Origin of the sequence: Clostridium fallax (assembly GCF_900129365.1) — a bacterium.
In the GTDB taxonomy this organism is placed as follows: Bacteria; Bacillota; Clostridia; order Clostridiales; family Clostridiaceae; genus Clostridium_AH; species Clostridium_AH fallax.
The window spans coordinates 1-13,140 of sequence record NZ_FQVM01000041.1 but is presented as its reverse complement, the minus strand read 5'-3'; the positions used below and the strand labels follow the sequence as shown (position 1 = coordinate 13,140).

20 protein-coding genes are annotated in these 13,140 nt (G+C 25.5%); 17 read left to right on the top strand and 3 right to left on the bottom strand.

Going from position 1 to position 13,140, the window contains the following annotated elements; genetic code table 11:
• Window positions 1–139: 139 nt before the first annotated feature.
• The 3 genes from BUA70_RS12465 to BUA70_RS13175 all read right to left on the bottom strand — a co-directional run bounded on the left by BUA70_RS12465 (window position 140) and on the right by BUA70_RS13175 (window position 3,574).
• Entirely contained in the window at window positions 140–1,342 is a 1,203-nt protein-coding gene (locus BUA70_RS12465; RefSeq protein WP_072897780.1) for a tyrosine-type recombinase/integrase, read from the bottom strand.
• A 1,250-nt stretch (window positions 1,343–2,592) separates the two neighbouring features.
• A complete protein-coding gene (locus tag BUA70_RS12460) occupies window positions 2,593–3,048 on the bottom strand; it encodes an ImmA/IrrE family metallo-endopeptidase (protein ID WP_072897784.1) in 456 nt (151 codons plus the stop codon).
• Window positions 3,049–3,061: 13 nt separating this feature from the next.
• Window positions 3,062–3,574 (bottom strand): hypothetical protein, encoded by a 513-nt coding sequence (locus tag BUA70_RS13175; protein ID WP_072897778.1) that lies wholly within the window; start codon window positions 3,572–3,574, stop codon window positions 3,062–3,064.
• A gap of 171 nt (window positions 3,575–3,745) precedes the next feature.
• Here BUA70_RS13175 and BUA70_RS12450 point away from each other — a divergent pair, with 171 nt between their 5' ends.
• The 17 genes from BUA70_RS12450 to BUA70_RS12375 all read left to right on the top strand — a co-directional run bounded on the left by BUA70_RS12450 (window position 3,746) and on the right by BUA70_RS12375 (window position 12,889).
• A complete protein-coding gene (locus BUA70_RS12450; protein ID WP_072897775.1) occupies window positions 3,746–3,967 on the top strand; it encodes a helix-turn-helix transcriptional regulator in 222 nt (73 codons plus the stop codon).
• 155 nt (window positions 3,968–4,122) lie between these two features.
• Window positions 4,123–4,347 carry an excisionase gene (locus BUA70_RS12445; RefSeq protein ID WP_072897773.1) on the top strand — a complete coding sequence of 75 codons (225 nt, stop codon included), beginning with the start codon at window positions 4,123–4,125 and terminating at the stop codon, window positions 4,345–4,347.
• A gap of 124 nt (window positions 4,348–4,471) precedes the next feature.
• The gene (locus BUA70_RS12440; protein ID WP_072897770.1) at window positions 4,472–5,527 is read left to right on the top strand and encodes a helix-turn-helix domain-containing protein; all 1,056 of its coding nucleotides are present in this window, start codon (window positions 4,472–4,474) and stop codon (window positions 5,525–5,527) included.
• The gene (locus tag BUA70_RS12435; protein WP_072897768.1) at window positions 5,511–6,203 is read left to right on the top strand and encodes an ATP-binding protein; all 693 of its coding nucleotides are present in this window, start codon (window positions 5,511–5,513) and stop codon (window positions 6,201–6,203) included. Before BUA70_RS12440 ends, BUA70_RS12435 begins: the two co-directional genes overlap by 17 nt.
• A gap of 122 nt (window positions 6,204–6,325) precedes the next feature.
• The gene (locus BUA70_RS12430; protein WP_072897766.1) at window positions 6,326–6,640 is read left to right on the top strand and encodes a DUF6809 family protein; all 315 of its coding nucleotides are present in this window, start codon (window positions 6,326–6,328) and stop codon (window positions 6,638–6,640) included.
• Window positions 6,641–6,745: 105 nt separating this feature from the next.
• Window positions 6,746–7,207, top strand: coding sequence for a hypothetical protein (locus BUA70_RS12425; RefSeq protein ID WP_072897764.1), 462 nt, complete (start codon window positions 6,746–6,748; stop codon window positions 7,205–7,207).
• A 3-nt stretch (window positions 7,208–7,210) separates the two neighbouring features.
• A complete protein-coding gene (locus tag BUA70_RS13170) occupies window positions 7,211–7,354 on the top strand; it encodes a hypothetical protein (protein ID WP_172607496.1) in 144 nt (47 codons plus the stop codon).
• A gap of 427 nt (window positions 7,355–7,781) precedes the next feature.
• Window positions 7,782–7,904: a hypothetical protein gene (locus BUA70_RS13340; protein ID WP_278337221.1), complete on the top strand. Its 123-nt coding sequence runs from the start codon at window positions 7,782–7,784 to the stop codon at window positions 7,902–7,904.
• Window positions 7,905–7,936: 32 nt separating this feature from the next.
• Window positions 7,937–8,179: a hypothetical protein gene (locus tag BUA70_RS12415; protein WP_072897761.1), complete on the top strand. Its 243-nt coding sequence runs from the start codon at window positions 7,937–7,939 to the stop codon at window positions 8,177–8,179.
• 3 nt (window positions 8,180–8,182) lie between these two features.
• Complete coding sequence (locus BUA70_RS12410; RefSeq protein WP_072897759.1) at window positions 8,183–8,890, top strand: hypothetical protein; 708 nt, start codon at window positions 8,183–8,185, stop codon at window positions 8,888–8,890.
• A gap of 244 nt (window positions 8,891–9,134) precedes the next feature.
• Window positions 9,135–9,845 (top strand): hypothetical protein, encoded by a 711-nt coding sequence (locus BUA70_RS12405; RefSeq protein WP_072897757.1) that lies wholly within the window; start codon window positions 9,135–9,137, stop codon window positions 9,843–9,845.
• Window positions 9,838–10,548 (top strand): sigma-70 family RNA polymerase sigma factor, encoded by a 711-nt coding sequence (locus BUA70_RS12400; RefSeq protein ID WP_072897755.1) that lies wholly within the window; start codon window positions 9,838–9,840, stop codon window positions 10,546–10,548. The genes BUA70_RS12405 and BUA70_RS12400 overlap by 8 nt, the downstream gene beginning before the upstream one ends.
• Before the next feature lie 12 nt (window positions 10,549–10,560).
• Complete coding sequence (locus BUA70_RS12395; RefSeq protein ID WP_072897753.1) at window positions 10,561–10,950, top strand: hypothetical protein; 390 nt, start codon at window positions 10,561–10,563, stop codon at window positions 10,948–10,950.
• An 82-nt stretch (window positions 10,951–11,032) separates the two neighbouring features.
• Window positions 11,033–11,335, top strand: coding sequence for a hypothetical protein (locus tag BUA70_RS12390; protein WP_083573537.1), 303 nt, complete (start codon window positions 11,033–11,035; stop codon window positions 11,333–11,335).
• A 378-nt stretch (window positions 11,336–11,713) separates the two neighbouring features.
• Window positions 11,714–11,965: a type II toxin-antitoxin system HicA family toxin gene (locus BUA70_RS12385; RefSeq protein ID WP_072897750.1), complete on the top strand. Its 252-nt coding sequence runs from the start codon at window positions 11,714–11,716 to the stop codon at window positions 11,963–11,965.
• Window positions 11,966–12,004: 39 nt separating this feature from the next.
• Window positions 12,005–12,493: a type II toxin-antitoxin system HicB family antitoxin gene (locus BUA70_RS12380; RefSeq protein ID WP_072897748.1), complete on the top strand. Its 489-nt coding sequence runs from the start codon at window positions 12,005–12,007 to the stop codon at window positions 12,491–12,493.
• The gene (locus tag BUA70_RS12375; protein ID WP_072897746.1) at window positions 12,494–12,889 is read left to right on the top strand and encodes a hypothetical protein; all 396 of its coding nucleotides are present in this window, start codon (window positions 12,494–12,496) and stop codon (window positions 12,887–12,889) included.
• Window positions 12,890–13,140 lie beyond the last annotated feature (251 nt).

Below are 13,140 nucleotides of genomic sequence, written 5' to 3'. Positions count from 1 at the left end.
TCGAATCCAAAGGTCGCAGGTTCGACTCCTGTTGGGTGTACCAATTTCAAGGGTTACAAGGTTTTTGTAACCCTTATTTTTATGAAAATTGTGCAATAGGTGTGCAATAGAAAATAAAAAATAAAAACTAGAGTAAATTCTATCCTAGTTTAAACAAATAATTTATCTTATCAATAGCTTTATCTTTAGTATCTTTCATAACATGAGTATATATATTTAGAGTAGTTGATATATCACTATGGCCAAGGATAGTTTGAACTGTTTTAGGTGGTATACCATTTTCGAAAAGTCTAGTAGCAAAGGTATGTCTTAAGTCGTGAAGTCTAATTTCTTTTAAGTTACATTTCTTTAAAATCCTTTTAAATGTTTTTCTAACATTACTTTCATTTAAATAATTTCCTATAGGAGTAGAAAAAACTAAATTATTATCAAAATAAATTTCAATATTAGAATCTCTATCAATCATCTGATTTTTTCTATGCTGCTGCAATAGTTCAATTAAGTTATCATTTAGAGGAACAGTTCTAATTGAGTTTTTAGTTTTAGGTTCCTGTTCTATTATTTGAAATTTTCTATTGCCTTTAGAGTCTATTTTATAGGTGCTTTTAATAGCTTTATTAATATTTATATAATTATTCTTAAAATTTATATCTGTCCATTTTAAGGCCAGTATTTCTCCAAGTCTTAGTCCAGTTCCTAAAGCTAGTATATAAAGCATACCATTTTTATTATTTATACATTCTCTCATAAAAATTTGTTGCTCTTCTAATGTAAATACATTAATAATTTCTTTAGGACTTTCAGAGCCTTTAGGAAGTGTTATAAGGGTACAATAGTTTTTAGTTATATATCCTTCTTTTAATGCTTGATTAAGACAAGATTTTAAACATTTATTTATTGTTTTTATAGTTGATGGACTTTTTCCCTCTTCTGATACTAAGGAATTATAATAAGTTTGAATATGATGAGTTCTTAAGTCTGTAAGCTTTATTTTACCTATTAAAGAGTTATCTATATAATTTCTATAAAGGCCTTCATATCTTTCAAAACTTGAAGGTTTAAGATCATGTATTCTATAATTAAATAACCATGTATAAAACCATTGACTTAACAAGATCTTATCATCTGTAGGTAATAAGCCTCTGTTATTATCAACATAAAAAGCTTTCATCTTATCAGATACTTCTTTTTTAGTTTTGCCAATAAATGATTTTCTCTTTGGTGAGCCATTATCATTATATCCAATAGTAAGTTGACCTCTAAATTTACCATTAGATATTTTATATATAGTACCTTGGCCATTCCCTTTAGCCTTGGCTTTACCTTTCTTTGTAGTTTCCATATAATATAATTTCCTTTCTTAATTACTTTCTGCAACTTGTAGCAGAATGTTTAAAGGTCCTTTATAAGGACTTTAGATTTTAATATTTAGTAGTGATATTTAATTTAAACACTACAATTCATAATAAAAGTCAGTTATTAAATGACCAACATTTTAAGTATTCAGAGTCCCTAAAAAAGAAAAATATAAAATTACTTTCTTTAGGATCACCAATAATATTGGGTAAGCTAATGCAATTATTCTTTGCAGCAGCTATAAAAGTCAGTTGTTTTCATTAACTTAGATTTAGTAATCTGACTTTTCTTACACCTTAAAAAGAAGTTTTAAATTCAATGTTAATGACAATGGAATTAAGAATTATATAGTACTCGTATTATTAGTACGAGTGATTAAACCTTTATTATTGCAGATATAAAAATATGGTCATTAAATAACTATGTTTAGGTTTCCACACTTCTGTGGAAGGTGTATTTATTTATGTATGTCTATTTTTAGATAACTCTAAAAAGGCAAAATACCGACCTAGATATATTTAATTAAATGTGAGGTAATGTGAGGTAATGTCAAGTAATGTCAAGCTCAGTAAATATCGGAGAAACCGACATTTGAAAATTAAATAAGATATATTTAATTAAACGTTAAGAACATTATTCCTATCCCTCTTCATTATGATTAACTATAAATATAAATTAATTTTATATGATGTTGAAACTGCCAAATTGGTGGTATCTAATTAATTTATTATAATGAGGAAAACGCAAAACTTGCGTTATCAAAATAACTCTACACTTATGTGGAAAGAGGGAATTTCCATCCATCAAAAGTAATTACTCCAAAAGTGGGGGAAGGATACAAATAGCTTTAAATATTATTGCCACTTTCAATGGGAAGAGGTAAGCGAAATTTTCCGCCGACCTTTTTACTTAGTACTTTGAAAGGATTAGGTGTCTAAATCGTTTCAAAGGATTTAGAAAGTTCTAAGTTCTTCTAAGCCACTTAGAAATATATCAGAGTTCTTCTAAAGAAGATTTAAATTTACTTTCAGATGTCAATTTAATTGACTTCCAAGGTTTCAGCAATAAATATTAAAATCAGTTTAGCAATTCATATAAAATAGGATTTGCATATCTAAAACTCAAACCTTAGTAAGCTTTTGTTTTCCTCTTCTCACTCTAAGTGGGAAATCCCATATAGTTGGGAAAGAAAATAACACAAAAAAACAAATGTATGTTCTTTGTTATTTTTAAAAATTAGAACATTTTACATACTCCAAACCTAGGTAAAAAATATACTATATATCCGTCAATTTCATATCTTGCACCATATCTGCATTTAAAATATTCTATAGATTCATCTAAAAATTCTTTTGTAACTCCTAAGAAGTCAGCTATTTCATAAGCATTTTTACAGTTATTATTAAAGGCATTTATTATACCAATAATACCAACTGATTTTTCATATCCCCAACGCCTTGCGATAATTTCTTGTTTACGATTATTTATCTCTTTTTGATTACTTATATCTCCAATAGTTTTATGAAAGTGCCCTAGCTCCTCAGCTAAGACACAAGCTTTTTCTTTGGTAGATAGTTTTTTATCTATTGCAATTCTCTTACCACAACAACGTCCTTTTCTAGTTTTTAAATCAAGTTCTTTAACAATTATTCCGAGCTTATCAGCTTCTCTTAATAATTCTTCGTAACTCATATTTACTCCTTTGTTATTTCCATATATCCTCATCATTCATTAAGTCGTCATCATGTTTATAATCCTCTTCTGTAAAGTTTCCTTCTTTGCTATGAGATGCTTTAGGCATAAGGTATTCTTTGCCTTCTTCTTCCCATATCTGTTTTTCTTTTTTAGGAAGTTGGCTTATATTGTTTTCTTTTTGATATTTAGGCATTTCAATTAAATCTTTAGTATAAATAATAACTTTCTTTTTACCATAATTATTTAGTTCATTATAATTTTCTAATAGATCTCGTTCTTCTTTAGATAAATCAATGGAATTTTTAATATCATTATATTCAATAATTCCATTGGATAGCTTATACGGATCAATATTAAGTTCATTACAGATTTTTAAGATGTTAATAATATTAGCATTACGAACACCACGTTTTAATATTGTATCAAATGTAGAATATGGCATTTCTATTTTTAATGTGAATTCACGCAAGCTTTTATATTTATTTAATATAAGTTCTTTTAATTTATTTTCTATTGTATCCAAAATTTTGAACACCTCCTGTAAATATAATAATATATTATTTACGTATTTTCAATAAATTATATTTGTTTTATAAAAATAATTTATGTATTTTCGTAAAAGATGTTGACATTAACGAAAATACGTATATAATAAAATTATAGTTTACGAAAAAACGTAAATAAGGAGGGTTTTATGTATAATAACTTAGAAGCAGAATTAAGAAGGAAAAAAATTTTAAGAAAGGATTTAGCCAAAAAACTTGATGTAACTATTGGGACAATTTCTCAAAAATTAAATGGAAAAGCACCTATAAATTTAGATGAGGCTTTAGTAATTAAGGAGTTTTTAGATGTTGATATACCATTAGAAAAGCTTTTTGAATTTGAAGAAACAAAAAATAAGTTAGGAGGATAAAACTTTGTTTAACATTTCAGAAGTACGAAATTCGTACATCATAAATCATATCTAATAATCAAATAAGATAAGCTAATTCCATTAGTATTCAATCTTATTATTTTATATAGAAAAATTAAAAATTAACTATAAATAGAGAAAGGAGAATACTATAAATGATTGATATTTCAGAGAGAATGAAAGAGCATAACGAACTTGTTAAGAAAAGGACTTTATCAATTAAAGAATGGGCAGAGGTAGAAGGTATCTCATACAACCAAGCTTTAAAATTTAGTCATATTAAGGATTTCCCAATAATTAAATTAGGAAGAGAAAGAAGAGTTGTAGTATCACGATTAGATGACTGGTTTGAAAACCATATAGGAATGGAAGTGATTTAATATGAGTTTAAAGCTATTTAAAAGATATATAGAATTATGTATTGAATTACATAAAGAACCTACATGGGAAGGTGTACAAGCTTTTAAAGATATATTTTCTTAAGAGGAAGAGGAGGTGCTTAGAATGGGGGATAAGGAGGTGTTAAATGAGAGATTTACACAAATACCTAATAAATTAATCAAACTTAAAGAGTTAGACTGTATTGAAAAGATGATTTTAATTAACTTTATGAGTTATGGTGAGAATATTTATCCTTCTATAACTAGGATTTGTGAAGAATTAAATATTAGTAGACCAACATGTGTTAAAAAAATAAAAAAACTAAAAGATAATGGCTATTTAAAGGTTACTAAAAATAAATCTTTAAATGGTGATTATGATAATAATTCATATGAGGTAGTTAAAAATATTAACCACGTAGTTAAGGAATTTAACCACGGTAGTAAAAATAATTTACCACAGGTAGTTAAAGAGGTTAACTCTAATAATACTAATAAAATAATACTAAATAATAATATTAATAATATATATAGTCCTTTGGATAGTGAAACTTATGTTAATAAAATTAATAAAAATTTAGAAAAAGACTTATTAAATAAAATAAAAAGTAAGTATTCTAAAGAACTTATAAAAGAGGAATTAGAAAAAATTAAAGATAAAAGTCTTAGTGAATTAAATTTATTAATAGAGTTAGAGAAAAGTTTAAGTATTAGAAATAAAGATATTAAAGAGAAAAAAAGAAAGGATATTAAAAGTATATTTGATTATTGGAATTCTAAAGAAATAATAAAGCATAAGAAATTAACTCCAGTAATTGAAAAAGCAATACAAAAATCTTTAGATATTTATTCAGAAGAGGAAATTAGACAAGCTATTAATCTTTACGGAGAAATTCTTAAAAGTGCCTTTTATTTTAGCTATAAATGGAGTCTAAGCGATTTTTTGAATAGAAAGAATGGTATTAGTACTTTTATGGAGGAAGGCTCAAATAAAGCTAACTATGAGGCGTGGAAGAAAGGAGAGAAAAGCAATGGATATACCAAAAAATGTATCGCCAAAGATAGGGGACGTTTTACAGAGGGTTCAGAAAATATTAATTACAAGCCAGAAGAATATACAGGACCAAGCTATACAGAAGAAGATTACAAACGAATGTACGAAAGTGGAGAACTCATTTAGTTGCCCATTATGTCAAAATACAGGTTGGATAGAAGATAAAGAAAGAAATGTATTTATAGAATGTAAATGTGTAAAAGAAAAAAAGGCCATAGAGCTTTTAATTAGAACTGGATTAAGTAATGAACAGTTAAAGACAAATTTTACCACATTTAAAGTTTGGAATGAATCAGTAAAAAGAATGAAAGAGGTTGCTATAAGATATTATTTAGATTATGAGAAAATAAAGAATACTACTAATAATTCTTTAGCTTTGTTAGGAGAAAGTGGAAGTGGTAAAACTCATTTACTTTCTGCATTAATAAATAATTTTGTAAGTAATAAAGGTATTGATATAGCTTATATATCATATATAGATACTTTAATACAGTTAAAACAAAATATAATAAGTTCAGAGTTATATCAAGATAAAATAAACAGATTTAAAAAATCTAGCATACTGGTTATTGATGACCTCTTCAAAGGTGGATTTACTGATTCTGATATAAGAATAGTTTTAGAAATAATAAATTATAGATATAGTGCTAAATTACCATTTATGATAAGTAGCGAGTTATATTTAGATGACCTTATAAAAGTTGATAAGGCATTAGGTGGAAGAATAGCAGAGCGAACCAAAGGACATATTTATGAAATTAAAGGAATTAAAAATAATTATAGATTAAATAAAAAAGACTAATGTAAATACATACATCAGCCTTTGTGGTTATTATGTTACCCCTAAAATTCACACTTTAAGGGTAACATAATAACTCCAATAAAATCAAGAGAAAAGTATAAGAATATTGGAGGAATTTAAAGATGAACGTAAAGGACCAGGTAAAATTATTCAAAAATATAATAAAAAATGAATATAGTCATATTCAAGATACAGAGGCAGAAGATATAGAAAAAGCATATGTAGAGTATGGTGAATATACAGAAAAGAAAGTTAATATAATAGAACAATTAAAAGATCTTCTTTCAGATGAAGTATTTAATTTAGTTAATGAATTAGAGGAAATAAATTTAAATATATCATGTTTGGAACAAAGGCATTATTTTAAAGCAGGTGTAAAAGCTGGTATAAGTAATCTCAATTTTTTAAGTGAATATGATACAAAAATGTTGCTTTAAGTTATCTTGAGCTGTTGCTCTTTTTTGAGCAACAGGTAAATACTATACAAAAATATTGCTTTAATAGCTAACTAAATAATATTTATATGATTGGAGAATTTTAAAATGAGTATAGTTCAAACAATAAATGGATTTAATTTTTATTTTGAAATATTAGATTTTCAAGGAGATAATAAGAAATTTTATATTAATATTCATAGTTGTGATGAAAACCATAAGTTTAAAAACTTTATAGTGTATTTAAATAGACAATGGGTTAAAAGTATAGGAATGCAAGAGGTTAAAAAGGAGTTAGCAAAAGTATTTGAGAATCCTATTGATGTACCAAAAACTACATTAGAAGATTTATGGAGAATAGATTCGAAAATTAAACATTATAAAAGTATAAAATTGGAAAAGGACAATCAACTATATAGAAAAAGTATTAAAGATGAATTTAAAAAAATAGAGAATGTAGAGGTTACTCTTATTGAAAAATTTAAGTCTTTGAATACAGATGGCCAAGCAATGTTAATGAGCTACTTAGACGATTTAATGCTGCTTAATAAATATAGGTTAGGTGCATAACAAATGAGTAAGATAATGATAAGTTATAAAACAACACAAGAAAGAGAAAGGATCATTAAGGCTTTATCAACTGGTGTTAAGATAAAAAAGATTAGTAAGCCTTATAGAAAAGGATTTTATAAAAGGATATATATTGATATAGAATAGGTTACCACCATTAAGGGAGTAAGCTAATATTAAGGGGTTCGACATTAAGTCGAGCCTTATTATTTAAATAAAATGTAGTGTTAAATATATATTTACACCATAAAAGAAGTAGCAAAAGAATTTATAAAGCTAGGTTATAGAGTTATGGTAAAGAAATATCATCCTGATATAACCAAAGATAGTGGAGAGAAGATAAAAATTATAATGATGTAAAAAGTAAGTTAGATAGTATTTTATAAAACATATGTTTGTATTAAATTAATAAAAATGATATAATAAAGATATAGAAAAAAAGAATATTTTAAGTACCCTATCAGAGATGATGGAAGGCATTTTATAGAGCCACGGGAAACAATTATCAGTAATTATTACTGGTTTTGTTCCTGTGGCTTTTTTGCTTTTTAAAACATAGAAAGGAGAATTAATTTTGAATGATAAGGCAAGAGAAAAAAGAAACGCCTATATGAAAGAATGGCGTAAAAAGAATAAGGAGAAGATTAAAAAATATAATGAAGTTTATTGGGAAAAGAAGGCCAAAGAAGAGGTTTAAATTATCAAATAATAAATAAAGGAGCGTAACAAATGGTAAATGATAATCTACATAAAAGGGTTACTATTGATTTTGATAATAAAGAGATAGGACCAAATAAAATAAAAATGACTTTTTATAATAACAGAGTTTTGAGCAATGATGGACAATCATGTACTATGGATCCTAATTTAAGAGTATTAGGCTATAGTAAAGACGATATTGTATATAAAGCAGCAAAAGAAGTTTTAGAAGAAATGCTTAAATTAGTGAATGAAGGATTAGGGGAGGTATAAATAATGTTTGAATCAACAAAGGAATTAAAAATTAAATATTTTGATAAGATTAATGATGTTTTAAATAACTATGATGAAATGATTAAGAAGATTAACCATGTATTACTAGTTTATGGAATAGATTTTTATAAATTTTCACAAGGTCAAATAACATTAGAGTATATAAATAACCAAAGAAATAATTTACTTATAGATCTAAAAAATATTAATCAAGAAACATTTAGCAAAATTATAGAAAGTTTAAATAGCATTAGAAAAGATTATATAAAAGAATGTTTTCCAATAAAAGAAACTACAGATAAGTTGGAGTTAGAATTTATTGAGAAAGAATTATCTGTAATGAATTGTGATGAATTACAAGAATTTTATAAGAGTAATTTCTTAGATAAGAATAAGGTTAGGTTATTTGATATAGAGATTAAGAAAAGAGAGAATAGTGTAAATGATTCAGGAATTTCTATTGGAATTGTTAAAAATTTAAGAGAGACTTACACCATAGAAGATGAGGTTATAGATAATATTAATGAATGGACTAAATTTTTTGAGGGTGGTAGGCAAATTGTTTCTGGAGCATTAGTTTTAATTAAAGGATTTGATAATCAAGGTAAATTTATACCAGAGATAATTTCTCATAATGAAATAATTCAATTCACACAAGATTTCTATAGAAAACAAGCTACAAATAAAATAAATATTGTATCTATATTTTAAATGGTTATTTTTAATAATAAATGTTGCAATTGAAACTAATAATGTTGCAACAAAAAAATAAGGAATGTTGCATACTTTTTATTGGAGCGTTCCATTAGAGCGTTCCAATAAATCCAGTAATGAACTTAGAAAAACTTAGTATTAAAGTACATAATATGCTAACAAATGCTAAGGTTAAAAATTTAATATAATGAAGTAATTTACATAAAAAGGCTTATTATTTAGGAGGTTTAAGTATAAAAGAATGAAGATAGATATTAGTTCAATACAAGAAGATAAGCCAGTTAAGATTATGTTATTAATAGAGCATAAATATATAAATATAGTGTTCTTTTATAAAACAAACAAAACTACGAATAAAAGTTATATTGAAGTTAAGCAGCTATATTGCTCATATAATGGTTTGAATTATATTGATAAGTCAACTATAGAAATTTATTTTCAAAAAACTGGCTTTGGATATAGGAAGTTTTTTAAATGTCCTCATTGTGGCAAGAAAAGAAAATATTTATATCCAGTAGGAATTGGTTTATTTGCTTGTAGAGATTGTATAGAACGTAATGTATATGCTTATAGAACTAATATCTATGATGAAAATATAGAAAACATAATTAAATATAAAATTCTTATGAAGTTACTTAAGCTTAATTTTCATTTGAAGTTTATTTTACCAATGAATATAAATAATATTGATAAAAAAACAGTTAATATGTTCAACTTATTAAGCAATATACCTGATAAGCCTAAATATATGAGATGGAATAAATATGAGCTTATATGTAAGCAAATACACTTTCTATACTTCATATACTGGAAGGTAGTAAATGGAGATATGAAGGGATTAAAGGCAAAAGAATTAAGGGATATGTTAAATAAAAATAATGTTGAATTTGCTTATGACACAATAATATATCCTAGTTATAACTTAATTGAAGAGGGTGAGATTAATGACTAATGAGGAACTTGTTGTATTATATCAGCAAGGTGATAAAAGAGCATTAAATAGCCTAATAGAATGTAATAAGGGAATAATATATAAATTAGTTAATAAATTTTATGTTGAAAAAACTAATTCAATAGATAGGGAGGATTTAGAGCAAGAGGCAGCAATAGGATTAATTATAGCAGCTCAAAAATATGATGTTAATAATGAGAGAAAAGCTAAGTTTATTACTTATGCTATCCATTGGATATATCAAAGGATTCAAAGATTTATGGAACAGAAGAACACTAATAATGAAACAAGCTTAAATATTCATATAGGGGAAGATGAAGAAAATGAATTAATAGATACAGTTAAAGATATAGATTATTCTTATGAAAATGTAGAGGAAAGAATATACATACATCAGCTGCGGCAAGAACTTGAAAAAGTTATGAAGGAATATACTACTCTTCAAGAAAGAGAAATATTAAAGCTTAGAAGTGGTTGGGATTCTAATAATACTATGTCATTAAGCGAAGTTGCAGAATTATTTAATATAAATATTGGAAGAGTAAGAACAATTGAGGATAGGGCGTATAGAAAGTTAAGAAGAACCAAATGGGGAGAAAATAAGGCTAAAGAATTTTATGCAAGAAAAAGAATTGAAAGTATTTATAGTATAGATAAAACCATAGATAGTATAAATTTTGCTGATAAATATTTGTGTATGTAAGAGGTGATGAAATTGACTAAGGAAGAATTAATTATTAAAACAGAAAATCATATTAAAAATATTCCACACTTTAAAGAACAAATATCTAAGATCAATAAAAATATTGAAGAGTATCAAATAGAAATAAATAATATCAAGGATAAAATTAATATGCTAGAAAGAAATAAAGCTACTTTTGAAAGTCAAATACAAAAGCTTAAAAATAGCATGAAGCCATTAACAGAAGAAGAGCAAAAAATCATATGTTATAAGTATTTTGAAAATATATGTAATGCTAAGATAGGAAGTTTAATGGGATATAGCTCTGGATTCTGTAATAAAAGCAAAATTAGAAAAATATTATATGATATAGGAGAATGTTTATTTTGTTCAGAGATAATGCAAGATGGATTAGAGGACTAAATAGAGCTATAATATTGGTTTTATTATAAGGGTAGAAGATTTAAATTCTATCCTTTTATTTATAAACGTGAGGGCTATTATAATGGAAATAAGAGAATTATATAATATAAGACATGAGAGATATTTAAAAGCTATCAGTAATCCTAATTATGATAAATTACGTGTTAAGATAGATGATTTAAATTTAATACAATGTAAAGCAGATACAAAGGCAAAGATTAGAAAGCCATATAGAGATAAAATAACTTTATATACTGTATATAAGTTTTACATGAATTTAGGGATAGTATTTAGAGATAAAAATAAGAGATATTATACTATGGAAGAGTTAGAGCAGTTATTAATTAATTACTATGAAAAAAATAATATAGATTATAGAATTTAAATGAAATGAGTGATACTTAAAGAAAGATAGTTGAGCTTAGGTATTTAGAAGACAAAAAGTATACTTGGAAAGAGGTAAGTAGTATAGTTGTTTATAGTGAAATTTACTGCAGAAAGGTACTATTTGATAAGTGCTTAAAGATTTTATATGAAAATATAATAAAATTTAATAAACCGTATGGAATAAATTAAGTGTTTACTTTAATATGATATAAATAATGTAATAAAGTTTATTTTAAATAGAATTAAATTTATTTAAAATAATTTAAAATTATTTTAAATTAAAATGAAAAATGATATCATATGTGATATCATATTAGTATAATTAAGAATAAAAAAAATATTTTAAGTTAAAAATATAGTTGCGGGGGAGAGTTTGGTGGGACAATGTGAAAGACTTTATGAGAAAATAAAAAGCAATACCAAAGATGTTAAGTTTGAAGATATAGATAAATTACTTATAAATTATGGTGGCTTTATAAAGCGAGAAGGAAAAGGAAGTCATTTTGTATATAAACATCCAAAATTAAAAGGAATTCAAGATTATGTAACTATACCAAGAGCTAGACCAGTAAAAAAAGTTTATATTTTGAAGGCTTTAAGGTTATTTGAGCAAGTGATGAATTTTTAAAAGATTTTGTTGAAATAATCATTTTAGGAGGATATTTTTATGAGAATAAATAAAATAAAAGGAAATGACTATAAAGTTGAATTAATACAGAATACTGATGAGGGAGGATACTTAGCATATATTAGTCAATTAGACTGTTGGGGAGATGGAGAAAATCCAGAAGAAGCATATAATGATGTTGTTCAAGTTGCAGACGATATTATCAAGATGGCAATTGAAGATAATATTAAGATTCCAGTTCCAAATAATAAAATAGTAGAAGAGGAAAAGTGTAGTGGTAAGTTAAGTTTGAGAATACCAAAAACATTACATGCAGAATTAATAAAGAGAGCTGATAAAGAGTCATGTAGTATAAATCAATTAATGAATATGTATCTATCAATGGGGATAGGTATGGAATATGGAAAAGAGAAGTTTACTGTGAATATTGAATATAAAACAAATGCAGTCCAAGAATCATTAAAAAAAGACTCAAGTAATTGGATAAAGAATATAGAAAAAAATTTAGCTATGAAGGGGGTTATATAAATGAATAATAGAATAATAGATACTCAATTTTTTATGGAAAACATGGAATTTGAAAGAATAGTTAATGATATAAAAGCAGGGGAGATAAACTATGAGTTAAACTTACAATATTATATACATGATATAAATGAGAATACAGTATCATTAAAAGTAAAATGTGATTCAGGGTTTAGACCTAGTTTAATGTTTATAGCTAAATTTAGATATAATGTTGTTGTTGAATTTGAAAATGATATAACGGATGATGAAGTATATAAAAATATAAATGATATACTTGACTCTATTGGAAGTGAAATAAGTTGTTTGATTTCTATACTAACAAGAAGTATGGGAGGATCACCTTTGATAGTTCCACCGGTTGTAAATAAAATAAGTAGATTAGATGATTGTAACTAATTATTGAATTAGATTTTACGTTGAAAAAAGAGAGATTTTATTTTTATCTCTCTTTTTTATTTTATAAAATGTGCAATAAGTGTGCAATAGATTTAATTTTTGTACAAAATTATATAGCCTTAAAATAAATTTTAAGGCTAATAAATGGCTTAATTACTAGACTTAGAAGGTTATATCAAACTAACTTAAATTTATACTAATCGAATCCAAAGGTCGCAGGTTCGACTCCTGTTGGGTGTACCAATTTCAAG